24 protein-coding genes, 2 tRNA genes and 1 pseudogene are annotated in these 26458 nt (G+C 66.1%); 16 read left to right on the top strand and 11 right to left on the bottom strand.

From position 1 onward, the window contains the following. Positions 1 to 105 precede the first annotated feature (105 nt). Positions 106 to 417 (top strand): hypothetical protein, encoded by a 312-nt coding sequence (locus ACFOM9_RS05680; RefSeq protein ID WP_386707176.1) that lies wholly within the window; start codon positions 106 to 108, stop codon positions 415 to 417. A gap of 137 nt (positions 418 to 554) precedes the next feature. Next, positions 555 to 899: a hypothetical protein gene (locus ACFOM9_RS05675; protein ID WP_386707173.1), complete on the top strand. Its 345-nt coding sequence runs from the start codon at positions 555 to 557 to the stop codon at positions 897 to 899. Between the two features lie 137 nt (positions 900 to 1036). Here the strand turns inward: ACFOM9_RS05675 and ACFOM9_RS05670 are convergent, their stop codons facing one another. Continuing rightward, complete coding sequence (locus tag ACFOM9_RS05670) at positions 1037 to 1963, bottom strand: hypothetical protein (protein WP_386707170.1); 927 nt, start codon at positions 1961 to 1963, stop codon at positions 1037 to 1039. Positions 1964 to 2645: 682 nt separating this feature from the next. Here ACFOM9_RS05670 and ACFOM9_RS05665 point away from each other — a divergent pair. From ACFOM9_RS05665 to ACFOM9_RS05610, 12 genes and pseudogenes are all read left to right on the top strand, one after another. After that, a complete protein-coding gene (locus ACFOM9_RS05665) occupies positions 2646 to 2864 on the top strand; it encodes a hypothetical protein (protein ID WP_386707167.1) in 219 nt (72 codons plus the stop codon). 107 nt (positions 2865 to 2971) lie between these two features. Further along, entirely contained in the window at positions 2972 to 3694 is a 723-nt protein-coding gene (locus tag ACFOM9_RS05660) for a hypothetical protein (RefSeq protein ID WP_386707164.1), read from the top strand. After that, on the top strand, positions 3687 to 5546 hold the full coding sequence (locus ACFOM9_RS05655) for a hypothetical protein (RefSeq protein WP_386707162.1): 1860 nt from the start codon (positions 3687 to 3689) through the stop codon (positions 5544 to 5546). Before ACFOM9_RS05660 ends, ACFOM9_RS05655 begins: the two co-directional genes overlap by 8 nt. 51 nt (positions 5547 to 5597) lie before the next feature. Beyond that, positions 5598 to 6599 carry an ATP-binding protein gene (locus tag ACFOM9_RS05650; protein ID WP_386707159.1) on the top strand — a complete coding sequence of 334 codons (1002 nt, stop codon included), beginning with the start codon at positions 5598 to 5600 and terminating at the stop codon, positions 6597 to 6599. A gap of 35 nt (positions 6600 to 6634) precedes the next feature. Then, positions 6635 to 8110, top strand: coding sequence for a hypothetical protein (locus ACFOM9_RS05645; RefSeq protein WP_386707156.1), 1476 nt, complete (start codon positions 6635 to 6637; stop codon positions 8108 to 8110). 160 nt (positions 8111 to 8270) lie between these two features. Further along, a pseudogene (locus tag ACFOM9_RS05640) lies at positions 8271 to 10046 on the top strand (copper resistance system multicopper oxidase); the annotation flags it as partial. Further along, positions 10043 to 10930 carry a copper resistance protein B gene (locus ACFOM9_RS05635; protein WP_386707153.1) on the top strand — a complete coding sequence of 296 codons (888 nt, stop codon included), beginning with the start codon at positions 10043 to 10045 and terminating at the stop codon, positions 10928 to 10930. The pseudogene ACFOM9_RS05640 and the gene ACFOM9_RS05635, both read left to right, overlap by 4 nt. A gap of 98 nt (positions 10931 to 11028) precedes the next feature. Then, positions 11029 to 11457, top strand: a complete 429-nt coding sequence (locus tag ACFOM9_RS05630) for a MerR family transcriptional regulator (RefSeq protein WP_386707150.1) — start codon at positions 11029 to 11031, stop codon at positions 11455 to 11457. A 38-nt stretch (positions 11458 to 11495) separates the two neighbouring features. Continuing rightward, positions 11496 to 13802: a heavy metal translocating P-type ATPase gene (locus ACFOM9_RS05625; RefSeq protein ID WP_386707383.1), complete on the top strand. Its 2307-nt coding sequence runs from the start codon at positions 11496 to 11498 to the stop codon at positions 13800 to 13802. Between the two features lie 76 nt (positions 13803 to 13878). Further along, positions 13879 to 13954: transfer RNA gene (locus ACFOM9_RS05620), tRNA-Ala, on the top strand. A gap of 43 nt (positions 13955 to 13997) precedes the next feature. Then, positions 13998 to 14073, top strand: a tRNA-Glu gene (locus ACFOM9_RS05615). A gap of 220 nt (positions 14074 to 14293) precedes the next feature. Beyond that, positions 14294 to 14518 carry a hypothetical protein gene (locus ACFOM9_RS05610; protein WP_386707147.1) on the top strand — a complete coding sequence of 75 codons (225 nt, stop codon included), beginning with the start codon at positions 14294 to 14296 and terminating at the stop codon, positions 14516 to 14518. 87 nt (positions 14519 to 14605) lie between these two features. On the opposite strand, the gene ACFOM9_RS05605 is transcribed toward ACFOM9_RS05610, so the two are convergent. From ACFOM9_RS05605 to ppsR, 3 genes are all read right to left on the bottom strand, one after another. Next, positions 14606 to 14788 carry a hypothetical protein gene (locus ACFOM9_RS05605; RefSeq protein WP_386707144.1) on the bottom strand — a complete coding sequence of 61 codons (183 nt, stop codon included), beginning with the start codon at positions 14786 to 14788 and terminating at the stop codon, positions 14606 to 14608. Positions 14789 to 14894: 106 nt separating this feature from the next. Further along, positions 14895 to 15383, bottom strand: a complete 489-nt coding sequence (locus ACFOM9_RS05600) for a DUF1249 domain-containing protein (RefSeq protein ID WP_386707141.1) — start codon at positions 15381 to 15383, stop codon at positions 14895 to 14897. Positions 15384 to 15507: 124 nt separating this feature from the next. Beyond that, the gene (gene ppsR / locus ACFOM9_RS05595) at positions 15508 to 16329 is read right to left on the bottom strand and encodes a posphoenolpyruvate synthetase regulatory kinase/phosphorylase PpsR (protein WP_386707138.1); all 822 of its coding nucleotides are present in this window, start codon (positions 16327 to 16329) and stop codon (positions 15508 to 15510) included. 128 nt (positions 16330 to 16457) lie between these two features. Between ppsR and ppsA the strand changes: the two genes are divergently transcribed. Then, complete coding sequence (ppsA, locus tag ACFOM9_RS05590) at positions 16458 to 18848, top strand: phosphoenolpyruvate synthase (RefSeq protein ID WP_386707135.1); 2391 nt, start codon at positions 16458 to 16460, stop codon at positions 18846 to 18848. Positions 18849 to 18990: 142 nt separating this feature from the next. On the opposite strand, the gene orn is transcribed toward ppsA, so the two are convergent. The 6 genes from orn to folD all read right to left on the bottom strand — a co-directional run bounded on the left by orn (position 18991) and on the right by folD (position 24850). Further along, complete coding sequence (gene orn / locus ACFOM9_RS05585; RefSeq protein ID WP_386707133.1) at positions 18991 to 19563, bottom strand: oligoribonuclease; 573 nt, start codon at positions 19561 to 19563, stop codon at positions 18991 to 18993. 60 nt (positions 19564 to 19623) lie between these two features. Then, positions 19624 to 20112, bottom strand: coding sequence for a tRNA adenosine(34) deaminase TadA (gene tadA / locus ACFOM9_RS05580; protein ID WP_386707131.1), 489 nt, complete (start codon positions 20110 to 20112; stop codon positions 19624 to 19626). An 8-nt stretch (positions 20113 to 20120) separates the two neighbouring features. Beyond that, positions 20121 to 20636, bottom strand: coding sequence for a DUF1993 domain-containing protein (locus tag ACFOM9_RS05575; RefSeq protein ID WP_386707129.1), 516 nt, complete (start codon positions 20634 to 20636; stop codon positions 20121 to 20123). Positions 20637 to 20667: 31 nt separating this feature from the next. Next, a complete protein-coding gene (guaA, locus tag ACFOM9_RS05570; protein ID WP_386707126.1) occupies positions 20668 to 22236 on the bottom strand; it encodes a glutamine-hydrolyzing GMP synthase in 1569 nt (522 codons plus the stop codon). Positions 22237 to 22322: 86 nt separating this feature from the next. Beyond that, positions 22323 to 23780 (bottom strand): IMP dehydrogenase, encoded by a 1458-nt coding sequence (gene guaB / locus ACFOM9_RS05565; RefSeq protein ID WP_386707380.1) that lies wholly within the window; start codon positions 23778 to 23780, stop codon positions 22323 to 22325. A 194-nt stretch (positions 23781 to 23974) separates the two neighbouring features. After that, the gene (gene folD, locus ACFOM9_RS05560) at positions 23975 to 24850 is read right to left on the bottom strand and encodes a bifunctional methylenetetrahydrofolate dehydrogenase/methenyltetrahydrofolate cyclohydrolase FolD (RefSeq protein WP_386707123.1); all 876 of its coding nucleotides are present in this window, start codon (positions 24848 to 24850) and stop codon (positions 23975 to 23977) included. A 66-nt stretch (positions 24851 to 24916) separates the two neighbouring features. Between folD and ACFOM9_RS05555 the strand changes: the two genes are divergently transcribed. Beyond that, on the top strand, positions 24917 to 25231 hold the full coding sequence (locus ACFOM9_RS05555) for a DUF1244 domain-containing protein (RefSeq protein ID WP_386707120.1): 315 nt from the start codon (positions 24917 to 24919) through the stop codon (positions 25229 to 25231). 10 nt (positions 25232 to 25241) lie between these two features. Here ACFOM9_RS05555 and ACFOM9_RS05550 read toward each other — a convergent pair whose 3' ends face one another. After that, positions 25242 to 26384: a DUF2272 domain-containing protein gene (locus ACFOM9_RS05550; RefSeq protein WP_386707117.1), complete on the bottom strand. Its 1143-nt coding sequence runs from the start codon at positions 26382 to 26384 to the stop codon at positions 25242 to 25244. Positions 26385 to 26458 lie beyond the last annotated feature (74 nt).

Here is a 26458-nt window from a genome sequence, read left to right as displayed (position 1 = left end):
ACCGCAGTACCCTTCAACCCCGGGCTCTCCCAGTAATGGTTGGTACGGCTACCGGGGGCAGGTCAGTGGCAGGCGGACATGGAGTTTGCTCAGCGCTTGGGCGGAATGGCACTGAGCATCGCCCAATGGCGCTACTGCGCCTGGGCCGCCGTTCGCCAAGGGGCCAGTGTAGCCTGCCAGAAGGCGATGCCGGCCGAGCACATCCGTGAGGCTATGTATCGGGAGCTGACGCGTCGCGCAGCCGCCTTGGCCGCCGGACGCTACGGCAATTGCGCGTTTCCGCCAGAACACGAGTTGCCCGCCACCGCTTTGGCACGAGGATTTGCCAACCTGTGGTTCGACCTCGGAAAGGACTACTGGTGTGCGATCGCTGATCCGGCTCTACTACGAAAGAGCTACATTGCGCGGACGTCTTGAGCGAAGTGGACTGCGTTTTCCAGAACTTCACGCGCGCGCAAGCTTAGGCCTTTGAGCAGCACGAACTCAGGGTAAAGGAACTGCTCCCGCGGAGCGCTATCCATGATGGCCAGACTCGCGGGCGTGCGACCAGTTGGATGCTGGGCATCGTCTTCCCTGCAACGTCGATGGACATCGGCTCAGCGGAAACCGAGCGCTTCTTTGAGCAGCAGTTGGTCAAGCACCGCTTCCCAGGCGATTGGGCGCAGGACATCGCGTTTGCATACCGCGACTGCGTCGTTCTCACCCCGGCCCAGTGGCGCTACTGTGCATGGGCAGCAGTGAGACGCGGTGCTTCGCTAGCCCAGCAACAAGGGCCTCATGCTGATGGAACCCGAGAGGCCATCTATCAGGAAGTGCGGCGCAGAGCGTCCGTAGTGCCAGTGGTGCTTAGAGCGGCTGTTCCTTTCCGCTATCTTCCCCGCAGCCAGAAAGTGCGCTAGGCCGAGGATTCGCCTACAGGGTGACGCGCTTGGGTCCGTTTTACTGGACCGGATGGCCTAGCGCCGAGGTGCTTCTTGGTCGCTCTACTGCCTAGTTTCGAACGCAGGAAACGTGTCACACATCAGGACTTGGCACCCTAGTAGTCACCTGGTCGCCAGTTCTCTCGATGTCCGTGCATCTCTTGGAAACGAGTGGCGGCCGTAACGCCTTGTCGTATTGAGCTTCGCATTCGCCACAAGGATTCGGCGCGCCAAGAGCGAACCGCCCGCTCTTCTAGAACGCTTCTCTCCGAGAGAAATGCGTCAATGCCGGGCGTTCGTTTTGTGATGAATGAAGAATGTTCTTGGTAATCCAGTTCGGATCGACAAGCGGTCATGTAGCGCATCCACTCGAACTGTTTCCGCTCGGCCGCAGTAGAGGCGCGTCGAAAGTACATCGAAACCAGTTCTTCTGCCGCAATGAGCGCGGCATCTGGATGATCCAAGCTTATCCGATTGGTAAAGACCCGGCGTGCAATGATAAAACGCCAAAGCGTTTCAACGTCACCATTAAATCCCGGCCGCATGCAGAATCGTTGAATCGCAAAAAGTACGGCTTCGCGGAACGACAACGCCTCGTAATGGTTGGCCATCGCCAACGCACGCATATAGAGCAGACACAAGAGCAGCACGTGATCGATATGGCGTCTGCGAGTAAAAACCGCCAGCCAAGCTCGCAAGCCGTGGACAGGATTGCGAAATCCTTCAACGGCAGTTCCGATTCTCTCGGCAATGGCGAGGTCAGCCTGACTCGGCTCGTACAGTCCTAACCTATCTAGAACGATTGTGATTAGCGCATCGCGTCGCTCCACCTCCAGCGGCCTAGCCACCAGCACTTCTGTGAACAACTCGCTGTTGTAGATCGTCTTCGTATGGTGAAAGCCTGGCCTCTCTCCGATCACATCGACAGGGGACCGCTTCTGGAGCAATTCGGATCGCTGCTCCCCTGGATCCGAGGCGTGTCGCTTGATCCGCCACATGACCCGCCCACTCGTGTCGGGCAAGGCGAGCAGGTCAACGTCCATCGCATTTGTCGAGTTCCCGGAATAGCGGTTGTCAACAGCCGCAAACCAGAGCATGGATCGCAGGCGGTGGACCAGATCCTCTCGACTCCGCTCTCGGCTTCGAGGCTTCCGAGCAATTTTGCGATCGCCCCCCTTTCCAGAGAAGAAATGAGCGGATTTGATGGTCTTTTTTGGCATAGACATGCTCAATAGACCATGATCGACTGCGCTTTGTCGACCCTAAGGCGAACTTGCAGTCCTGTGCAGCCCCCTCGTCTCTCTCACCCGTTGGTTTCCGCCCTGATAACTGCCCACGGCGAGCTCATTGGTGGCGTCGAGCTCGCTCGATGCCTTGGTTTCAGGACCACCCGGGCGTTTCAAAAGGCAGCGGCAGCCGATCGGCTGCCGGTGGAAACATTCGTTCTAGAGGGTCGCCGTGGGCGATTTGCACGAACACGCGACATTGCGATCTGGTTGGCCTCGCTTGGCGAGGTGCCGGACAAACCATGACATGTCCTTAGCCAGGAGGAACTACTCGCCGACCAACGTCTGCTTCACCCGTATCCGAACTTTCCGATCCCGGAAAAGAAGCGGGACCCCTGCCAGGGTCCCGCGATGCCATAGGGCGCTCACCCACAGCATCGTTCTTTTCCTGGGCAGTGTCAACTGCTGCCTCCGGCAGCCCCAGAAAGGACATTCCCAGATGCAAAACCATCGAAAAAAGGCCAAAAGCGTTCCGTTCGACGCCGTGACCTCCGCCTTGGAGGGGGCCGTCGCCCGGCACAACGAGCGGCCCCGTCCCGTTCACTACCTGACTCACCTGAAGGTACCGGGCGGACCGGCATACCGCAGTCATCTGTACATCAGCCCCTTGTCACGCCTGATCTTGAGCTACCGGCTCGAGCCCGAGCCCGCGCACTGAGCGCCAAGGCACCGCTCGCGGATGCGAGCACTGCCCCTCCCTTTGCCATTCGACCGGGAAACCCCGGTCCCTTGCCGTGTGCCTAAGCGGCGCGCGAAGGAGCTGCCATGACTGCTGGAACCACCGCGACAGCGGACGCTTCGTCCGTGGCATCGCATGCCATTGACACCAACCTGCCCTACACGCCTCGCAAGCTGACCCGTGGCGAACGCAATCGCCGAGAAGTATTCGTCTTCTTTTCGCCACGCAACCGGCGGGTGGTCACGATCGCCGATGCGGTCAACGCCGCAGTGGCGCTCAAGTTCGAGTTCGATTCCACCATCCAGAAATACATCGAGCGACCGCGTCGCATCCAACTCACCGCCAAACAACAGATCGATGTGTCGTTCTGGACACGTGACGCATCAGGCGAGGAGCGCTTCTACTTGGTCATTCCCGATGCAGGCACCGTCGGCAGCACGACGGGTACTGTCTCCATTCGGGATCGAAGCGAACTCGATGAGGCCGCACAGCGCAATGGCATCCGGCTGCACTATGTCACAGAGTCGGAGTTGCTTTCCGCACGGACCTGGCTTGCAACCGGCTTCGAACTGTTGCCGTTAGTGTGGGAGTACGGGCGACTGGCGACACGCTCGCTTATTCGGAACCAGATCCGTGCGCGCCTCGCCAACACCGAGCGCGTCTCGCTGTCGAACCTCATCAAGACCTTGGATTTCACTCCTGCAAACGTACGCGCAGTAGTGGCGGGCATGATCCATCAAGGCGAGTTGCGGCTGATGGACTACTTGCCGTGCGCTGCCGACGCCGTCCTGGAGGTGGCCCGTGCGTAGCTTATACACGTGCTATCCCACCGAGGAGCTTGATGCCTGGTACAAACCCAAGGAGTCCGATCTCGCTGAATCGATCCGGTCGCGCTTCAAGGAAGCGTGCGCGGCACTGACGGCAGTCCTGACAGGCGATATGGGCATCACCCGTGCGGCCGACGCACACGGGCTGTGCCACAAACGCTTGCGCGCCATGGTTAAACGCGCCCCGCAACTGGCCCACGACGGGCAACCGTACGGATTCAGGGTGTGCGTGCCGTGGGGCACCTATCAGCGCGGCGAACAGGAAGGCGATGCGGAAATGCCACGCTTGGCCGGCCCGCATGCGATGAGCCAACTCCTCTCGGCACGCCCCGAAATCGCGTTCTGGATCGACGAGTTCGGGCAGCCTTTGCCACCCGGGCGACCGCCGAAAGCCTTCGACCGGTTGCACGCGAAGATCGTCGCCGAGCTCAAACGTCTGGAACTGCGGGATTTCTATCCTCTGAATCAAGCCGACCAAGGGCGCCGCGCCCTGCTCCGCTTTATCCGCCAGCGTCGCATCGACCACGCCGATATCGGTAACCTCGATACCGCCGATGCACCGCCTTCCACCTTGTCCGGAATTTTTCGAGGGAGCCCATTCGCTCGCACGGAAATCGACGGGCATCGCATCGACATCGAGGCCGTTCTCGGCGTGGCATTGCCCAACGGCGGTTCCGTCAAGCGCCAGATCACCTCGCTGTGGTTGCTGGTCGAGATCGAGGTCGAGTCCCGCGCCATCGTGGGCTGGATCCTGCGCGTCGGCAGGGCCTACAACAACCTCGACCTCGCCTCCTGCATCACGAAGTCCCTGCAACCGTGGAAACGCCGAGAACTGACGATCCCTGGCTTGGAGTACGCACCGGGTGCTGGCCTACCCTCGGGCTCCCTGGGCGCACACTCGTCATGGCGCTCGCGCTTGCTGGCGTTGGACAACGCGAAGGCGCATTCGGCCCTGGACTTCGAGCAAGCGTTCTGTCGCGCCCGCGGCGGCATGCTGTTCTATGGGCGTGCGCACGAACCACGTTCCCGCCCGATCGTCGAGCAATTCTTCTCGCGCTTGGAGCGTGGCGCTCTCCGCGACGTGCCGGGCGGATTCGAGCCCGCCAAGCGACTAGGTGAGAACAAGATCCGTATCAGCAATTTCGCGCCGAACGACTATCCGATCCAGTTGCATGCGTTTGAAGAATTGTTGGACGTCATCATCGCGAACTACAACGCAACACCCCACCCCGCGCTGGGCGACCTGAGTCCGCTTCAGTATCTGCAGATGCAAGGGCCGAAGGCCTTCGCTTTCATGCCGGACAAGGCCGAGGAAGACGCCAGCGACATGAGCAGCGTGCTAGTACCGCTGACGGTTCACGGCAATCGCAACGAAGGTGTGATGCCGCACGTCAATTACATGTACGTGCGCTATCGCAGCCCGGATCTGGACAACAAGTGGGAACTGGTCGGCAAGACGGTCTTGGCCCGCATCTATCGCCACGACCTGCGATCGTTCGTGCTGATGCGCACCGCCACCACTCCCCTGTGCGCCGTCCGGGCGGCCGCGCCTTGGAACCGCACAGCCCACGATGAAACGACGCGGGCCATGATCATGCAGTGGTCGAAGTTGAGGACAGGCTTCTCGATCACCGGCGTGGATTGCGCGATCGCGGCTTACGTCGCATTCCTGCGTGCACTCGCGCCAACCTCCCAGCAGGCCGTGGATCAACTTGCCCGCATGGAACAGGTCCACAACGGCGCGCCACCGAGTTCACGTCCGCCAGTGATCAATGCCCCCATGAAAGTCCCTCCGGGTGGCTGGATCAGCCTCGACGACGAAAACGACTTCTGAAGCTTCGGTTTTCCACCTTTCCGCATGGCGCACACACGCCCAGGAGAACTCATGGACAACAACGAACACCCCATTTTCATTCCCAACAGCTACCAGATCTATACCAAGCCGACGGAGTACCTCGCCAATTTCATCCTCTCCAATATCAGTCAAGGTCATCACGGTTGCTCGGTGTACGGTGGTGGCGGGCTCGGCAAAACAACCGCGCAGCAGTACCTGACCGACAATGCGTCGCGCTGGCTGGTCAACAACAAGACGAAACAGCAGATCGGCATCGCGGCGCGCATGGTGATGCCCAGCGGAATCCGTCGCTCGGACCGTGCGTTCTGGACCGCCATGAACCGGCGACTGAAGCTCGTCAACGCCATCCGCATGGATCCCGGCCTGGGCCTCGAACGCCTGGTGAATTTTATTCGCACGCGTTGCGGCCAGGCGCGGCAGCGCCGCATGGTGCTCTTCATCGACAACGCCCAGCGCATCACCGAGCCCGAGTACCAGTACCTCGAGGATCTGGATGGTCTGGTGCTCGATGAGAACCTCAGCCTGTTCCTCGTGCTGGTTCGCCAGAGTGATGCCGAGGGCGTCGATGTCGGCGACGACTGGCTGGAACGCCCGTCCCATACCGTGCGTCGCTGGTTCATGGACACCGCCCCGTTCCGGCCGCTGATGGGGATTGCGGAGATTACCCATGCCTTGGGTCGTTACGACCGTTCGGTCGCCTGGCCGACGCCGGACATGCCGTTCTCGCGTTACTTCGCCAAGGACGCGTTCGATCGCGGCTGGTGTCTGTCGAAGGATGCGCCGGTGATCTTCGAAGGCGTCCGGTCGCTGCGCAAGGAGTACAAGCTGCCCGAAACCGATGCGTGGCCGATGGCAACGTTTACCTTGGTCGTGCACTCGCTTCTGGCCGACATTGCCCACGAGAAGCCGGACTTCAATGGTTTCACGTCTGAGCAGGTCAGGCATGTTCTCCTGGCCAGCGGCTATCTCCGCCTGGAGTTCGTCCGCGCGAAGATGCGCATGCCGGACTTGGGCCATGACGAGGCCGCGTAATGGCGTGGCGTGACGTCATCCAAGGAGGGCCGGCATTGCCGGCTCTCCTTGGCGCCGAACTCGAACCCTATCCCTACATCTCCGGCTACGGGCTGCTCCGGCGGATGACGCAGTTGGGCCGGCTGATGGGCGTTGAACTGACAGCGCTAGGGATTCGCAACCGAGTGACATCCGACGCACTGACCGCGACCCAAAGGCCTGGTGCCCCAAAAGCGGGGCTGCTTCACGCACTTGGACTGCGACGGACGCGCGTGGGCGACTATTGGTCACCAGACGTGTGGAGCCCGCTGCGCACCGGGCGTGTGCTGGAACGCCACAACCTTCCACTGCGCGATTGCCCTCTCTGCGCGGCCCATGGTTACCACTGTGCGCTTTTCCAACTGCCTTTTATCGATCACTGTCCGTGGCATGCCACCAAGCTGCACACCGGTTGTCCTCAGTGTGGTCGAACCTGCTGGGCACGCTTTCACCAGGATCTTCGACTTGGTCGCTGCGAGTGCGGGTACGACGCGTTCGAGGTCAGGACAGCTTCGATCAACATGTGGCATTTCCCGGCGGCGGATGTCGACGCATGGGCTAGCCGATATCTGGATTGGGCGGCCGAAGAACGAAAGTCCCGTCTGCTCGTAGTCCCCGCCCCGCATACCGATTGGATGCCGGGATACGCTGCACTGGCTCGCCAATCGCTTGAACTCGAGGGCATGCTCGTAACCGCCAAGCCCGCGGCCGACCTAGAAGAGTTTTCCGATGTTGGGGAGGACCCACCCGAAGGCGAGTTCTGGGGCTGGAGCCTTCTGGGTGGCGAGCGTCCACTGACGTTCGTGCCGCTCCCCGCCACGATGCACGCCAAGCTCGCTCAGGCAACCCGAGATGCCGTGGCGGCGTTTCCGGCTAACACACCCACCCCGCTCGAGCTCGCCACCCTGAATGGGCTGGAAGAAGGACAGACCCTCGAACAGAACCTCGTCAACCGCCCTGACTGCCTGATCGCTCCCCACGGGTTGTCCAGCGACCAAAGAATTTGGCTCAACCTCTCGGCCGTCGACCCGACAGCAGCCTGTTTCTGCGGCGAGTTGCTGGACAGGGTGGTCTCCGGTCTGGAGGTGCGCGACGACGGGTGTAGCCGTTCCCTTCAAGCGGCCCGATCCCATGCGCTGGATGGGATCTCGGGGCGACGCCACGTGGCCAGAGCCTTGGAAGCCATCCTTGCCCGGGCGTATACCCAAGGTTTGGAGACGATACTCAGGTCGATGATGGCCTGCGGGAAAGTATCGAAGTGTCAGCGCTGGTCCTTGCCCACGGCAGAGATCGTCATCGCGAACGACGTAATCCGTTCGGTGAGGGTGTGCTGGACGCCAACACGTCCGCCCCCCTCTAGGCGTACAGTCGACATCCCCGCGCCCATTTCATCCGCTACGAAGACCATGACCGCATCCAAGCTGTCTGCAACGCGGCCGAGGACCCGGAACGGACTCACGCGTCGAGCCGGCAAAATGCGGCAGAAGAAATAGCGGGCAGATCGTCGGTTGTTCGAGGAAATGACGGGCGATTGCTGGTTGTTCTGGGAATTCGGGGTAAGTTGTTGACGAGGAAAGCACCGACGAAACGCCCCGTTAGTTCGCGCTTCTCTTTGGAAATCAGGCGGTTAGTTTCAGGGCGAATGCTTGGCGTCAATCAACGGATCACGCCCTGTCGATCGGCGCCGTCCCGGTCAACTACACCGGCCGCCCGGCCAATGCCGTCGCCGTCAACGGCGGCGTGCCGGGGCCGCTGCTGCGCTGGCGCCAGGGCGACACGATCACGCTGCGCGTGGCCAACCGGCTCGGCGTGGATACGTCGGTCCACTGGCACGGCATCCTGCTGCCGTCGAACATGGACGGCGTACCGGGGCTGAGCTTCCACGGCATCCGTCCGGGCGAAGCGTTCGCCTATCAATTCACGCTGAAACAGGCCGGGACCTACTGGTATCACGCCCATTCGAGCCTGCAGGAAGCCAAGGGCGTCTACGGCGCGATCGTGATCGAGCCGGACGCACCCGACCCGGTGGCTGCCGACCGTGACTACGTGCTGCTGCTCTCGGACTGGAGCGACGAGGATCCGCACGCCATCGTGCGCAAGCTGAAGATCCAGCCCGACTACTACAACCGCCACAAGCGCACGGTAGGCGATTTCATCCGCGACGCAGGCCGCGACGGCCTGGGCGCGACGCTCGACGATCGCGGCATGTGGGGCCGGATGCGGATGAGCCCGACCGACCTGGCCGACGTCAACGGCCTGACCTACACCTTCCTGATCAACGGCGTGACCCCCGCCGGGAACTGGACCGGCTTGTTCAAGCGCGGCGAGAAAGTGCGCCTGCGCTTCATCAACGGCTCGGCGATGACCTACTTCGACGTGCGCATCCCCGGCTTGGAGATGACCGTGGTGGCCGCCGACGGGCAACCGGTGCATCCGGTCTCTTTCGAGGAGTTCCGGATCGGCGTGGCCGAAACGCTGGATGTCGTCGTGACGCCGATGGAGGACCAGCCCTACACCGTCTTCGCCCAGGCGATGGACCGCAGCGGCTACGCGCGCGCCACGCTGGCGCCGCGGATCGGGCTCGAAGCGCCCATCCCTGCCCTCGATCCCCGCGCGATCCTGACCATGGCCGACATGGGACATGGCGGCCATGGGATGAAAAAAGCGGATGCAACCGAAGCCGCCAATCCAGTGCCGGCTTCCGCGCACGACCACGCTGCGATGAGCAGGGAGGTCTCGAAGCCCCAGGCCTCGATGGACCACGCCTCGATGGACCACAGCGCGATGGACCACAGCGCGATGGACCACAGCGCGATGGACCACGCCGCCATGGGCCATGCCATGCCGCCCGCGAACGCGGCAACCAAACTGGACCATTCGATGCATGGAGCCGGCGGCGCGGCCTCCATGGTGTCGCACCCGGCCGGCGAAACCGGCAATCCCGCGGTCGACATGCAGACGATGGCGCCCTCGCGCGCACTCGACGATCCCGGCATCGGCCTGCGCGGCAACGGCCGCCGCGTGCTGACGTACGCCGACCTGAAAAGCGCCTTCGACGACCCCGACCCGCGCGAACCGTCGCGCACCGTCGAACTGCACCTGACCGGCAACATGGAGCGCTACGTCTGGGGTTTCGACGGCGTCCGCTTCTCCGAGGCCGCGCCCATCCGTCTCAATTACGGAGAACGCATGCGCATCGTGCTGGTCAACGACACGATGATGGAGCACCCGATCCACCTGCATGGATTGTGGAGCGACCTGGAAGACGCATCCGGCGCCTTCCACCTGCGCAAGCACACGATCAGCGTGCCGCCTGGCCATGTCCGCAGCTATCGCGTCAGCGCCAATGCGATCGGGCGCTGGGCCTTCCACTGCCACATGCTGCTGCACATGGAACTGGGGATGTTCCGCGAGGTGCGGGTCGAATGAAGTCGTTCGCCACCGCCTCTTTGACGGCCGTCCTTGCCGTCGCCGCGCCGGCATTCGCGCAGCACGATGCCCACGCCCATCACGTGCAGGATGCGTCCCCGGCGCAGGAAGCCCACGCGCCTGCGCACGTCCATCATGGCGAATCGGCGCACACCGACGCGTCGCAGTCGCCCTTCCCCTTCCCCGCTCCCACCGCCGCCGAACGCGCCGCCGCGTTCCCGGCGGACCTCGAAGGCATGGACATGCGCGGGCACATGGACGACAACCCGCTGGTCGCGGTGCTTCGCGGCGACCGGCTCGAACACGGCAACGACAACGCCCTGGGCTGGGACCTGCGTGCGGGCGTTGGCCGCAACTTCGACAAGCTCTGGCTGCGCAGCGAGGGCGAGCGCCGCGATGGCCGGCTCGATCACGCCAGCACCGAACTGTTCTGGAGCCACGCCACCGGGCCGTGGTGGGACCGCACCCTCGGCGTGCGCTACGATTCCGGCGGCAGCGCGACGCGCGACTGGCTCGCGATCGGCGTGCAGGGCCTGGCGCCCTACAAGATCGAGTTCGAGGCCATCGGCTATGTCGGGGCTTCCGGGCGGCTCGCCGCGCGGGTGGAAAGCGAATACGAGGTGCTGCTCACCAACCGGTGGATCCTGCAGCCGAAGCTCGAAGCCAACTTCTACAGCCGCGACGACGACGAAAACCACGTCGGCAAGGGCCTGAGCGACGCCAGTGTCGGACTGCGCCTGCGCTACGAGTTCAGCCCGCAGCTTGCGCCCTACGCGGGCTACGTCTGGACGCGTCGTTTCGGCGGCACCGCCGATCGGGCCGAAGCCGCGGGCGGGGATGCGGGGGACCGCGCCTGGGTCGCGGGCATCCGCTTCTGGTTCTGATCGGGTCCCCGCGCCGGCAATCCGCCCTCGGCACCCAACCCTTGACCTTTGACCAAAGTCTAGGGTTTATCATGGTGCCTGTCCCCAAGGAGACCGCCATGAACATCGGCCAGCTCGCGCGCCAGGCCGGCGTGCCCATCGATACCGTCCGCTATTACGAACGCCAGCGTCTGATTCCGGAGCCGGCACGCAGCGCCAGCGGCTATCGCCAGTACGCCTCCGAAGACGTCACCCGCCTGCACTTCATCCGGCGTGCCAAAACACTCGGCTTTACTCTTGAGGAAATAGGTGAGCTGATGGCGATAAGTACTCATTCTTCCAATGATATGAATGAGATGAGGGAAAAAGCTTCCAAGAAGCTCGAACTCGTGGAGGCACGACTCGTCGAGCTGGCGCGGATGCGCGAAGCGCTGCGCGGGCTGGTCGACGCCTGCCCGGGCCATGGTCCGCTCGCCACCTGTCCGATCATGGCGGCGCTCACCAGCGACAGCGCGTCCGACACGCGCGGCCGGACGGCACGGTCGTGACCGGCCACGCCCACGCCGCGCATCACGGCGGCGGGAACATGCCGGTCGGATCTGCTGGCGACAAGGCAATCGACGTCGTCTGCGGCATGTCCGTCGATCCGGCGAGCACTGCGCACCATGCCAACCACGGTGGCGCCGAGTACCACTTCTGCAGCGCCGGCTGCCGGACGAAGTTCCTCGCCGACCCCGGGCGCTACCTGCATCCCGAACAGGCCGAACCGGCCCCGCCTCCCCCGCCCGGCACGCGCTATTTCTGCCCGATGGATCAACAGATCGAGCAGGATGGCCCCGGTACCTGCCCCATCTGCGGCATGGCGCTGGAGCCGATGCTGCCGTCGCCCGAGGATGGCGAAAGCCCCGAACTGGCCGATTTCCGCCGCCGTTTCTGGTGGACCCTGCCGCTGAGCCTGGCGACGATGGCGCTGGCGATGGCCGGACACGAGTTCGCCCTGGTGCCGGCCGCGACGCAGCCGTGGATCGAACTGGCACTGTCCACGCCGGTGGTCCTGTGGGCCGGCTGGCCATTCCTCGAACGCTGGCTGCAGTCGATCCACAACCGCAGCCCCAACATGTGGACCCTGATCGGCACGGGCGTGCTCGCCGCCTTCGGCTACAGCGTCGTGGCGACGGTGGCGCCCGGCGTGTTCCCGGCTTCGTTCCGCGACCACGGCGTGGTGGGCGTCTATTTCGAGGCCGCGGCGATGATCGTCTCGCTGACCCTGCTCGGCCAGCTGCTCGAACTCAAGGCGCGCTCGCAGACTTCGGCGGCGCTCAAGGCGCTGCTGGGCCTGGCGCCCAAGACCGCCCGCCGCCTGCGCGAGGACGGCGGCGAAGAGGACGTCGAGCTGGCCGGGATCCACGTCGGCGATCGCCTGCGCGTGCGTCCCGGGGAAAAGGTGCCGGTCGATGGCGTGGTGGTCGACGGTCGCTCCAACGTCGACGAATCGATGCTCACCGGCGAACCCGTGCCGGTCGAGAAGTCCACCGGCGATCGCGTCATCGGCGCGACCCTCAACGGCACCGGCGCGCTGGTGATGCAGGCCGAGAAGACCGGCGGAGACGGCGTGCTGTCGCAGATCGTGCAGCTGGTCGCGCAGGCGCAGCGTTCGCGCGCGCCGATGCAGCGCATGGCCGACAGGGTCGCGTACTGGTTCGTGCTGGGCGTGCTCGCCATCGCCGTGGCGACGTTCCTGGGCTGGGGCCTGCTCGGCCCGGAACCGGCGTGGACTCACGCGATCCTCGCCGCCGTGTCGGTGCTGATCATCGCCTGCCCCTGCGCGCTGGGACTGGCGACGCCGATGTCGATCATGGTCGCCACCGGCCGCGCCGCGCAGGCCGGGGTGCTGTTTCGCGATGCGGAAGCGGTGGAAACGCTGCGCCGCGTCGACACCCTGGTGGTCGACAAGACCGGCACGCTGACCGAGGGCCGGCCTGCTTTCCGCGAGGTCCTGGCGGCCGATCCCTGGAACCCCGACGAAGTGCTGCGACTGGCGGCAAGCCTCGACGTCGGCAGCGAACATCCCCTCGCCGCGGCGATCGTCGCCGAGGCGCGACGGCGCGACATGGCGCTGTCGCCGGCGCAGGACTTCGAGTCGATGACCGGGGCCGGCGTGCGCGGCCGCATCGACGGCAAGGCGCTGGTGCTGGGCAACGACGCGCTGATGCGCGAACACGGCATCGATCCCTCCGTACTCGCGCCGCGCGCGGACGAACTGCGCACGCAGGGCGCCACGGCCATGTATCTGGGCGTGGCGGGCGGCTTCGCGGGCCTGGTCGCGGTCGCCGACCCGCTCAAGGCCGGCACCGCGGGCGCGATCCGGCAGCTGCACGCCTCCGGCCTGCGCATCGTCATGGCATCGGGCGACGCCACCGCCACGGCGCAGGCGGTGGCGCGCGAACTGGGCATCGACGAGGTCCACGGCAGCGTGCGGCCAGCCGACAAGCTCGCGCTCGTCCAGCGGCTGCAGGCCGAAGGCCGCCGCGTGGCGATGGCCGGCGACGGTATCAACGATGCGCCGGCGCTGGCTGCCGCGGATGTCGGCATCGCCATGGGGACCGGTACCGACGTGGCGATGTCCAGCGCCCAGGTCACGCTGGTCAAGGGCGACCTGGGTGGCATCGCGCGCGCGCGCGCGATTTCCAATGCGGCCGTGCGCAACATGCGCCAGAACCTGGGCTTCGCCTTCGCCTACAACGCGCTCGGCATCCCGATCGCCGCCGGCGTGCTGTATCCGTTCACGGGGCTGCTGCTGTCGCCGATGCTGGCCGCCGCGGCGATGAGCCTGAGTTCGGTTTCGGTGGTCGCCAACGCGCTGCGACTGCGCCTGGCGGCGGCCGCGAGGTGAACGCGACGCGCGAAATCGAAATCAGCGCTTGCGCGTTCGGCAACCGCTGGCTAGAATTCCGCGCTTTCCAGCCCGTGGGGCCATAGCTCAGCTGGGAGAGCGCCTGCATGGCATGCAGGAGGTCGGCGGTTCGATCCCGCCTGGCTCCACCAATTCCGGACATGGCCTGTCTGGAAGCGCTGCAAGTTCCACTGCGTCCCCATCGTCTAGAGGCCTAGGACACCACCCTTTCACGGTGGACACCGGGGTTCGAATCCCCGTGGGGACGCCACCTCTGATTCGACGACGAGGGCTGCCGAAAGGCGGCCCTCGTCGTTTCCGCGTGCCTGATCGCCACTATCCGGTTCAATGCCGGTTCCACCGCGCAGCATCGCCGCCCTCCGAACCAATGCGAGCACGGCCAGCCACGTCGGCGCGCGACGTTGAACCGGACAGGCCCAGGCTCGCGTCGAAGCGGGAAGGTGGACGACATGGCGAGGTCGGTGTTGACCGTGGAACCCGTCCGGCACGGCTGGATCGTCAGCCTGCGGGGCAAGGCGCTGGAACTGCGTGCGATCAAGCTCGAGGCGATCGGCGTGGCAAGCCGTCTGGCTTACGCACGCAACCGCGTGCGTGGCGACGCGACCGGCGTCGCGGTGCGTACCGCCGGCGGCGATAGCGTGCTGATCGCACGCCACGGCTGGAGCGGGCAGAAATCACGTGACGGATGTCGCTGACGAATCGCGTGCAATCCTGTTTCCGCCGGCAACGAAAAGGCCCGCGGTGGCGGGCCTTTCGCGGCAGCGCTACGGCTCTGGCGTCGCTTACATCGACGGCGTCTGCGACGCGCCCTCGCCTTCGCTCCCGGCCAACGACGCCCAGCTCACTTCCATGCCCTTGCGATGGCCCTTCTCGACCAGCTTCAGGCCGTCGGGATCGATGGTGAGCGTGTAGGCCTTGTCGCCGATCTGGACTTCGCGCCGCAACGGCTTGTCGAGCTTGGTCATCGGTGTCTCCTCATGCGCATTCAGGCGCGTTGGAGGGCGATGCTAGCAGCCGGATGTTTGCAGGGCGTAAAGGCCGTGAACGATGGATAAAAGCGCGACGCGTGCCTCACGCCGCCCTGGTTTCGGACGGCGCCGCGCGCAGCGTGGCGACGCCGTGGCCGCCCTCGGCCAGGTACTGCAGCCACTTGCCGAGGAAGGTGTTCATCCGCATGCGATGGCCGATGACCTCCGCCGGCGGCGGGTACATGCCGATCACATCCTGCCAGCGCCGGCCCACGTAGCAGTGCGTGGCTTCCACCTGGCGCGCATCGCGGTACAGGCGCAGGAACGCAGACGGATCCGGCTCGCCGGTCACGGGGTCCTGCAGGCCGTAGGTCAGACGCAGTTCGGTGGTGTAGGCGTGCTGCGCGATGACTTCCAGCTGCAGGTCGAGGCCGTCGCCGATCGTCGAAACATAGCGGCCCTGAGCCAGGTCGGCGGGTTCGAAAAGCCGGGTCAGCCGGCTGAAGTTTTCCGCATACAGCCCCATCAGCCAGCCGAAGCGGCTGAGCCTCGGAACATGCGCGGTGCGATCGCTGACGGGGACCTTGGACATGGCCCGATCCTACACGCTGGAGCCGCGCCGCGGCAGCATTGACGGACTGGTACCGGGGCCCTAACGTGAAGGCTTCCCGGCCGTTTGCACGCAACGCGATTCGCGCCGAGGCCGGCGCGCTTTTTCAGAACATCCCGCGGCGGATGCCGAGCGTGGTCAGCACCGTGCTGGCGATTTCCTCGATCGACTTGTGCGTGGTGCTCAGCACCGGGATGCGCTCTGCCCGGAACAGGCTCTCGGCCGCCGCCACCTCGCGCTTGCAGGTATCGAGCTGCGCGTAGCGCGAGTTCGGGCGTCGCTCCTCGCGGATCTGGTGCAGGCGCTCGGGATCGATGCTCAGCGCGAACAGCTTGCTGCGGTACGGACGCAGGCGCGGCGGGAGGCGGTCGTGTTCTAGGTCTTCCTCGGTCAGCGGGTAGTTGGCCGCACGCACACCGTAATGCAGCGCGAGGTAGACGCAGGTGGGCGTCTTGCCTGCGCGAGAAACCGCGACCAGGATCAGGTCGGCGTCGTCGTAGTTGATGGCGATGCCGTCGTCGTGGGTCAGCGCGTAGTTCATCGCGTTGATGCGGGCGTGGTAGGTCTTGAAATCGACCATGCCGTGCGCCTGCCCGACCTGCGACTTGCGCTGCTGTCCCAGCTCGCGCTCCATCGGCTCGACGAAGGGCGCGAAGATGTCCAGCACCAGCGCGCCGCTTTCACCGATCAGGCGGGTCAGCTCCGGATCGACGCAGGAGCTCACGACCACCGGGCGCACGCCCACCTCCTCGCCCTTGGCCCGGATCCGGTCGGCCGCCTCGCGCGCCCGCTCCTCGCTGTCCACGAACGGAATCCGGTCGGTGCTGAAGAGGGTGTCGGCGAACTGGGTAAGCAGGCTGTGGCCGATGGTTTCGGCGGTGATGCCGGTGCCGTCGGACACATAGAAAACCGGGCGAATTGCGGACATGTGTAAACGCTTCCCATGGATGACGACGAGCGCCGCGGTGGATCGGCTTGCTAAAATAGCCAACTTCGGCCGGCTCCGCCCGCCCCGCCCGTTCTTACCGTCCGCCTGCACAACCCGGAGTGCCCGTCTTGAGCGCCCTCGCTTCCAGCAAAAACATCCTGTGGCTCCACGACCTGCGACTGACCGACCTGGCCCAGGTCGGTGGCAAGAATTCCTCGCTCGGCGAGATGATCGGCGAGTTGGACGCGCTCGGCGTCTCGGTTCCGGGCGGATTCGCGACCACGGCCGACGCCTTCAAGGCCTTCATCGCGCATAACACCCTGCACCAGCGCATCTTCGACCGCCTGGCCCCGCTGGACGTCGAGGACGTGCCGGCGCTGACCGCGGCCGGCAAGGAGATCCGCAGCTGGGTCATCGACGCGCCGCTGCAGCCCGAGCTCGACGCCGACATCCGCGCGGCCTACGCGCAACTGTGCGGCGAGAACGGCGGCGGCGACGTGGCCGTGGCCGTACGCTCGTCGGCCACCGCCGAAGACCTGCCCGACGCATCGTTCGCCGGCCAGCAGGAAACCTTCCTCAACGTCACCGGCGCCGACGACGTGGTGCGCAAGGTCAAGGAAGTCTTCGCCAGCCTCTACAACGACCGCGCCATCGCCTATCGCGTGCACCACGGCTTCAAGCACGAGGACGTGTTCCTCTCGTCTGGCGTGCAGCTGATGGTGCGCTCCGACGTCGGCGCCTCGGGCGTGCTGTTCACGCTCGACACCGAGTCTGGCTTCCGCGACGTGGTGTTCGTGACCTCCAGCTACGGCCTGGGCGAGATGGTCGTGCAGGGTGCGGTCAACCCGGATGAGTTCTACGTCTACAAGCCGACCCTGGCCGAAGGCCGGCCAGCCATCCTGCGCCGCTCGCTGGGCAGCAAGCAGCTGCGCATGGTGTATTCCGATGCCCCCGGCGAACGCGTGCGCACCGAGGACACTCCGGCCGAACTGCGCAACAAGTTCTCGCTCAGCGACGAGGACGTGCACGAGCTGTCGAAGCAGGCGCTGGTGATCGAGAAGCACTACCAGCGGCCGATGGACATCGAGTGGGCGAAGGACGGCGTCAGCGGCAAGCTGTTCATCGTCCAGGCGCGGCCGGAAACGGTGAAGTCGCGCGCCAAGGCCACGCAGATCGAGCGCTTCCAGCTCGAGCAGCGCGGCGACGTGGTCGTCGAAGGCCGTGCGATCGGCCAGAAGATCGGCGCCGGCGTCGCACGCGTGGTGCGCACGCTCGACGACATGAACCGCGTGCAGCCCGGCGACGTGCTGGTCGCCGACATGACCGACCCCGACTGGGAACCGGTGATGAAGCGCGCCGCGGCCATCGTCACCAACCGCGGCGGCCGCACCTGCCACGCGGCGATCATCGCCCGCGAGCTCGGAGTCCCGGCGGTGGTCGGCACCGGCAACGCGCTCGACCTGATCGAGGACGGCATGGAGGTCACGGTCAGCTGCGCCGAAGGCGACACCGGCTTCATCTACGCCGGCACCCTGCCCTTCGAGCGCATCACCACCGACCTGTCGTCGATGCCCGAGGCGCCGCTGAAGATCATGATGAACGTGGCCAACCCCGAGCGCGCGTTCGACTTCGGCCAGCTGCCCAACGCCGGCATCGGCCTGGCGCGGCTGGAAATGATCATCGCCAGCCACATCGGCGTGCACCCCAAGGCGCTGCTGGAATACGACGCGCAGGAGCCTGCGATCCGCGCGAAGATCGACGAGCGCATCGCCGGCTACGCCGGACCGGTGGAGTTCTACATCGATCGGCTCGCCGAGGGCATCGCCACCATCGCCGCGTCCGTGCATCCGAAGCCGGTCATCGTGCGCATGAGCGACTTCAAGTCCAACGAGTACGCCAACCTGCTTGGCGGCGCGCGCTACGAGCCGCATGAGGAGAACCCGATGATCGGCTTCCGCGGCGCCAGCCGCTACGTCGATCCGTCGTTCGCCGCGGCGTTCGCGCTCGAGTGCAAGGCCGTGCGCAAGGTGCGCAATGAGATGGGGTTATCGAACGTCTGGGTGATGATCCCGTTCGTGCGCACCCTCGACGAAGGCCGCAAGGTGGTCGAGGTGCTCGAGAACAACGGCCTGAAGCAGGGCCAGGACGGGCTGAAGATCATCATGATGTGCGAGGTGCCGTCCAATGCGCTGCTGGCGGACGAATTCCTCGACATCTTCGACGGCTTCTCGATCGGCTCCAACGACCTGACCCAGCTCACCCTTGGCCTGGACCGCGATTCGAGCATCGTTGCGCACCTGTTCGACGAACGCGACCCGGCGGTGAAGAAGCTGCTGTCGATGGCGATCCAGACCGCGCGCCGCAGGGGCAAGTACGTCGGCATCTGCGGCCAGGGCCCGAGCGACCATCCGGACCTCGCGCAGTGGCTGATGGAAGAAGGCATCGAGTCGGTGTCGCTCAACCCCGACACCGTGGTCGACACCTGGCTGAAGCTGGCGAAGTCGAAGGCTGCGTCCTGATCGAACGAACGGGGCCGGCGATCAGCCGGCCTCGCTCATTGCAGGAGCGGCGGAAGCCGCGAAACTTTGCGTGACGCCGGATCGCCGGCAAGAGCTCGCGGCTGCCTCCGCTCCTACAAGAGCAACGGCATCGCCAGGCGCCTCAGTGCGGCGCGCCGAACACGCCCATCGCCGTGCGGTAGTGCTTCAGCTCCGCGATCGAATCGCGCACGTCGCTCAACGCCGTGTGCGCGGCTTCCTTGCGCACGCCGGCCAGCACTTCCGGCGCCCAGCGGCGCGCGAGTTCCTTGATCGTGCTGACGTCGAGGTTGCGGTAGTGGAAGTGCCGCTCCAGCGACGGCATCTGCCGATGCAGGAAGCGGCGATCCTGGCAGATTGAGTTGCCGCACATCGGCGACTGGTTGTGCCCCACCCACTGCTGCAGGAAATCCAGGGTCCGCGCCTCGGCCTCCGCCATCGGCACGCCCTGTTCCAGCACGCGCTGCCACAGCCCGGACCGGCCGTGTTGGGTGCGATTCCATTCGTCCATCGCCTCCAGCACGGACAGCGGATGCGTGATCGCGAACACCGGCCCCTCGGCGAGGAGGTTGAGCTCGGAATCGGTCACCACGGTGGCGATCTCGATGATCGAGTCGCGCTCCGTGTCGAGGCCGGTCATCTCCAGGTCGATCCAGATCAACCGGCCGTCGCGTGCGTGTCCGCTATTGCTTGCCATGCGTGTGGTGTCATCCTCGAGGGGCGCAGCATCATAGCCCAGCGCCCGTGGACGGCATCTTCAGGCCAGCGGCGGCTGCCCGCGTCGGCGGCGGAACCAGTTGGTCAGCCGGCTGCTGGCCTCTTCCGCCAGCACGCCGCCGCGGGTCTCGACGCGATGGTTATGCCGCGGATCGGCGAGCAGGTCGAAGACGCTGCCCGCGGCTCCGGTCTTGGGATCGCTGGCGGCGAACACCACGCGCGCCAGGCGCGCATGCACCATCGCCATCGCGCACATCGCGCAGGGCTCCAGGGTCACGTACAGCGTGCAGCCAAGCAGCCGGTGGTTGCCCAGCGCCCTGCCCGCCCGCCGCATCGCCACGATCTCGGCGTGCGCGGTCGGATCGTGCTCGGCGATGTTCCGGTTCCAGCCCTCGCCGACGACGTTGCCCGTGGCGTCCACCAGCACCGCGCCGACGGGGATCTCGTCGTCCTCGCGTTCGGCACGCTCGGCCAATGCGAGGGCGTGGCCCATCCACCGTGTGTCGGTGTCGTCCGCGGGCTCGATCACGCCGCGGCTCAGCCCGGCTGCGCGCCGCGCAGGAAGTCGAGCTTGCCCAGCGGCACGCCCTTGTGGCGCAACAGACCGTAGGCGATGGTCAGGTGGAAATAGAAGTTCGGCAACAGGAACGTGCGCACGTAGTCGGCGCCGCTGAACTGCAGCTCGTTCTGTCCGGCGGTGAATCGGATCTCCCGCGCTTCCTGTCCCTCGATTTCCCCGGCCGGCACGCCCTGCAGGTAGGCCACGGTGGATGCGATGCGCGCCTGCAGCTGCTCCAGCGTCGTCTCGTCGTCGGGGAACGATGGCGACTGCCCGCCCGACAAACGCGCGGCGCCGAACTTGGCGGTGTCGCTGGCGCGCTGCACTTGGCCGGCGAACGTCAGCATGTCGGCGGCGAGCCGGGCCTGCACGAAGTCGTCGGCATCGACGCCGCTTTCGCGGGCGAAAGCCACGGCCTTGTCGATCTGGTGGGACAGGTTCTGCAGGCCGCGGACGAGCGCGGGCACGGAGATGTCGTAGAGCGAAAGCGTCATCGGATGGTTCCTGTTTGCCTGGAGGCGGAGTTCATTCCCACTCGATCGTCGCCGGCGGCTTGCCGCTGATGTCGTAGACCACGCGCGAGACACCGCGCACTTCGTTGATGATCCGGTTGGACACCCGGCCGAGGAAGTCGTACGGCAGGTGCGCCCAGTGCGCGGTCATGAAGTCGATGGTCTCGACCGCACGCAGCGCGATCACCCATTCGTAGGCACGCGCGTCGCCGACCACGCCCACCGATTTCACCGGCAGGAAGACCGCGAACGCCTGACTGGTCTTGTCGTACAGGTCCGCGCTGCGCAATTCCTCGATGAAGATCGCGTCGGCGCGCGCCAGCAGGTCGGCGTACTCGGGTTTCACTTCACCCAGGATGCGCACGCCCAGGCCCGGACCGGGAAACGGATGGCGGTAGACCATCTCGCGCGGCAGGCCGAGCTCGACGCCCAGGCGGCGCACTTCGTCCTTGAACAGCTCGCGCAGGGGTTCGACCAGCCCGAGCTTCATGTGCGCAGGCAAACCGCCGACGTTGTGGTGGCTCTTGATGACGTGCGCCTTGCCGGTCTTGCTGCCGGCCGACTCGATGACGTCGGGGTAGATCGTGCCCTGTGCCAGCCACCTGGCGTTGGCCAGCTTGCCGGACTCCTCGTCGAAGATCTCGACGAACAGGTTGCCGATGATCTTGCGCTTGGCTTCCGGATCGCTGACGCCCTTGAGCCTGTCGAAGTAGCGATCGCGCGCGTCGACGCGGATGACGCGCACGCCCATGTGCCGGGCCATGGTCGCCATCACCTGGTCACCTTCCTGCCAGCGCAGCAGGCCGGTGTCGACGAACACGCAGGTCAGCTGGTCGCCGATCGCCTTGTGCAGAAGCGCCGCGACCACCGACGAATCGACGCCGCCGGACAGGCCGAGGATGACCTCGTCCGACCCCACCTGTTCGCGCACGCGCGCGACCTGGTCGTCGATGATGTGGGCTGCCGTCCACAGCGTCTGGCAGCCGCAGATGTCGACCACGAAGCGGCGCAGCATCTGCATCCCGGAACGGGTGTGGGTGACTTCCGGATGGAACTGCACGCCGTACCAGCGCCGCTCGTCGTCGGCGAATGCCGCGACCGGCACGCGGGCCGTCTTCGCGGTCACGGTGAAGCCCGGCGGCGCCTTCGACACGTGGTCGCCGTGGCTCATCCACACATCGAGCCGCGGCGGCGCGCCGGGATGGTCCTTCAGCCCTTCGAACAGCAGGTCGGCGGCCACCAGGGTGACTTCGGCATGGCCGTACTCGCGCGAGTCGGCGGCTTCGGTCTCGCCGCCAAGCTGCTTGGCCATCGTCTGCATGCCGTAGCAGATGCCCAGCAGCGGCAGGCCGCTTTCGAACACCTGTTGCGGCGCGGCCGGCGCGCCGTGTTCGGTGGTCGATTCGGGACCACCGGACAGGATGATGCCCTTCGGCGCGAACCTCGCGATCTCGGCCGGGTCGTGGTCCCAGGCCCAGACCTCGCAATAGACGCCCAGTTCGCGGATGCGCCGCGCGATCAGCTGCGTGTACTGCGCGCCGAAATCGAGGATGAGGATCTTGTCGCTGTGGAGGTCGGTCATGCAGGCCGGGTCGGAGTGGGGAATCGGGAATCGTGCAGAGCGCCGCGGTCATCGATTCCCGATTCTCGATTCCCGATGCAGGCGCTTCAGCCGGCGCGGTAGTTCGGCGGTTCCTTGGTGATCTGCACATCGTGGACGTGGCTTTCGCGCTGGCCGGCGCCGGTGATCTTCACGAACTTCGGCGTGGTGCGCATGTCCTCGATCGTGGCGCAGCCGACATAGCCCATCGTCGCGCGCAGGCCTCCAGCGAGCTGGTGCACGACGCCCGACAGCGGCCCACGATACGGAACGCGGCCCTCGATGCCCTCGGGCACCAGCTTGTCGGCGTCGCTGCTGTCCTGGAAATAGCGGTCGGAGCTGCCCTTTTCCATCGCGCCCAGACTGCCCATGCCGCGATAGTTCTTGTAGCTTCGACCCTGGTAGAGCTCGGTTTCGCCAGGGGTTTCCTCGGTGCCGGCGAACAGGCCGCCGATCATCACCGTCGAGGCGCCGGCGACGAGCGCCTTGCCGATGTCGCCGGAATAGCGGATGCCGCCGTCCGCGATCAGCGGGATGCGGTCCCGCAGGGCTTCGGCGACCATGTCGATCGCAGTCACCTGCGGCACGCCGACCCCCGCGACCACGCGCGTGGTGCAGATCGAACCGGGGCCAACGCCCACCTTGACCGCGTCCGCACCCGCGTCCATCAGCGCCAGCGCCGCGTCGCCGGTGACGATGTTGCCGCCCACCACCTGCAGCTTCGGGTAATGCTTCTTGGCCCAGGCCACGCGATCGAGCACGCCCTGCGAATGGCCATGCGCGGTGTCGACGATGACCACGTCCACGCCCGCCGAGGCCAGCAGCTCGATGCGCTGCTCGGTGTCGCCGCCGACGCCAATCGCGGCGCCGACCAGCAGGCTTTCGGAAGCATCCTTCGCCGCGTTGGGATTGTCGTGCGCCTTCTGGATGTCCTTGACGGTGATCAGGCCGCGCAGCTCGAAGCCGTCGTTGACCACCAGCACCTTCTCGATCCGGTGCTTGTGCAGCAGCTGCAGCACTTCATCTTCGCTGGCGCCCTCGCGCACGGTGACGAGGCGTTCCTTCCGGGTCATCACGTTGCGCACCGGGTCGTCGAGCTTGGTCTCGAAGCGCATGTCGCGCCCGGTGACGATGCCGACCAGGTGCCCCCCGTCGACCACCGGGACTCCGGAAATGTTGCGCGCGCGGGTGAGTTTCAGCACCTCGCCGATCGTGGTCTGCGGGCCGACGGTGAACGGCTCGCGGATCACGCCGGCCTCGAAATTCTTGACCCGCGACACTTCAGCCGCCTGCCGTTCGGCGGACATGTTCTTGTGCAGGATGCCGATGCCCCCGAGCTGCGCCATGGCGATGGCGAGGCGGGATTCGGTGACCGTGTCCATGGCCGCGGACACGATCGGCAGGTTCAGGCGCAGTTCGCGGGTGAACCGGGTGGCGAGCGAAACGTCCTTGGGCAGGACGATCGAATGCGCGGGGACGAGCGAAACGTCGTCGTAGGTCAGTGCTTCAGCCTGGATGCGCAGCATGGGAGTGCCGGTGGGGTGAAGCACGGCATTCTACCGCGAATGACGGGCGATCCGGATGGGCGCGAGCGGCGTGGATCTGGAACGATCCGTTCGTGGGAGCGGCTTGAGCCGCGAGCTTTTGATGCGGCCTGGATGATCGGGGAAAGCTCGCGGCTGAAGCCGCTCCCACAGAAGCCCGGCGAAATCCGCGGGGCTCAGGCCGCGTCGGCGGCGTCGGTGGCTTCCAGGGTGTTCTGCATCAGCGTGGCCACGGTCATCGGCCCCACCCCGCCCGGCACCGGCGTGATCCAGCTCGCGCGCCGTGCAGCATCGTCGAATCCAATGTCGCCGACCAGGCGACCGTCGTCGAGCCGGTTGATGCCGACATCGATCACCACCGCGCCCGCCTTCACCCAGTCGCCCGGGATCAGGCCCGGCCGGCCGACGGCCACGACCAGGATGTCGGCGTCGCCCACATGCCGGCGCAGGACGTCCGGCGGGGTGAACTTGTGGCAGCAGGTGGTGGTGCAGCCGGCGATCAGCAGTTCCAGCGCCATCGGCCTGCCGACATGGTTGCTGACGCCCACGATCGTCGCGCTCTGCCCCCGCACCGGGCGGTCGGTGTAGGCGAGCAGCGTGGTGATGCCGCGCGGCGTGCATGGGCGCAGGCCAAACTGGCGCAGCGCCAGGTGACCGACGTTCTCCGGGTGGAAGCCGTCGACGTCCTTGCGCGGATCGATGCGATGGATCAGGCCGGTGGCGTCCGGGATGCCGGGCAGCGGCAGCTGCACGAGGATGCCGTGTACGGCCGGATCGGCGTTGAGGCGGTCGATCAGGGCCAGCAGCTCGGCTTCGCTGGCGCCATCGGGGAAGTCGTGGTCGAAGGCCTGGATGCCGACCTTCTGCGCCGCCCGGCGCTTGTTGCGCACGTAGGACTGCGACGCCGGGTCGTTGCCCACCAGGATCACGGCCAGCCCGGGCCGCCGCTTGCCCGCCGCCAGGCGCGCATCGACCTGCGTCTTGAGCGTGTCGAGCAGGTGCTCGGCGATGCCCTTGCCGTCGAGGATGCGGGCGCGGTGCTGTTCGGTCATGCGGGCGGACCTGCGTGCGGCGAAGGCGCTATTGTCCCCGATTCCAGCATTCACGCGAACACGGACATGACCGTTCACGACACCACCGCGGACACGACCGCGATCGAGGCCGCCGCGTTCCGGCGCCTGCTGCAGCACCTGATGCGAGAGCGGCCCGACGTGCAGAACATCGACCTGATGATCGGCGCCGGCTTCTGCCGTAACTGCATCGCCGACTGGTACCGCGAAGCCGCCAGCGCACGCGGCACCGCGATGACCCGGGAAGAAGCGCGCGAAGCGATCTATGGCGAGCCGTTCGCGCAGTGGAAGGCGCGGCACCAGCGTGATGCGACGCCGGAGCAGCTGGCGGCGTTCGACGCCCTCCAGCACGGCAAGGCCTGAGGCATCCCGGTCAGGGGCGCGCCGGCGTTCCCGCGGGACAACGCGGGATGCCGGAACCGACAACGCAGTCCACGCAGCACTTCGTCGGCGGCGCCTGTGGCTGCGGAGTCGCGGCCGGAGTCGCGGGTGGCTTCGGGGTCGTGGGCATTGGGGTTCCGGCCGGGCAGCGCGGAATGCCCGATCCGATCACGCAATTCACGCAGCACTGCGCCGAAGGTTGAGGCAACCGCGCCGGCGATTGCGCCATCGGCATGGCGGGCGCCAGCTGCGCCAGTTGGGGTGCCGGTCGCAGCTGCAGCATCACCGCCCAGTCCTGGCGGCTGGCATCGCAGCTCGACGGCGCATCCGGCGAACACTCCGGCGCACCGGGCACGCGCATCGGCAGGTTTGCGAACTGCCCCCCCGGCGTGAGTCGGAGCAGGCGCATGGTGACGCCGTCCAGCACGTTGCCACCGATCAGGTAAGCCAGGCCGTCGTTGTCGGGGTTGGCCGCGACCACGATGTCACAATGCATGTTGAGTCCGGACTCGTTGCTGCTCAGCAGCCCGGCAAGCCCGCCAAAGCCATAGACGCGCGACGCGACGCGCACGTAGCACAGCAGGTCGCCGGGCTGCGGCCGCGCGGACACCGGGTTGGCGACCTGGTAGGCGTTGCCGGCCGGGTCGCGATAGGCATCGCGCACATAGCGCACGTGGCTGGCCGACCCGTTGAAGCCGGGGACCCGCGCGCGGGCCATCACCCACGAGACGAAGGCGGCCGACCACGGCGTATCGACCACGAACGCGCGGCACGCCGGCGAAGCGTACTGGCTCATGCCGGCATAGGCGCAATCGCTGGCGCCGGGTCGCGCCGACGCCGAACCGAGCAGGCCGCTGCCGCGCCAGTAGTCCACCACGCGCAGCCAAGCCGGCTGGCCGTTGGCCAGCAACCCGGCCTCGGCTTCCCGCACGCGCGAACCGGCAAGGCGGCCGTCGGTGTCGATGAAGGGCCGGTACCAGAGCTGGTGTTCCTCGCATGCGGCCGCGGCGATGCGCGTGGCCACCACGGGCGAGTCGACCTGCGCGCGCAGCAGCGGGCACACGTCGGCAGCCGCGGCTTGCCCAGGGGCGGCGAGCAGCCAGCACAGTGCGCACGCCAGCAGCAGTTTCAACATCGAAGCAGGATTCATTGTCGATCGCATCCAGGGGACAGGCCGAAGCCTAATGCAGGTCATGGCGTTCGCCGTCA

This window comes from Luteimonas notoginsengisoli, assembly GCF_042648885.1.
Lineage (GTDB): Bacteria > Pseudomonadota > Gammaproteobacteria > Xanthomonadales > Xanthomonadaceae > Luteimonas > Luteimonas notoginsengisoli.
This window is presented reverse-complemented; position numbering and strand designations above follow the sequence as displayed.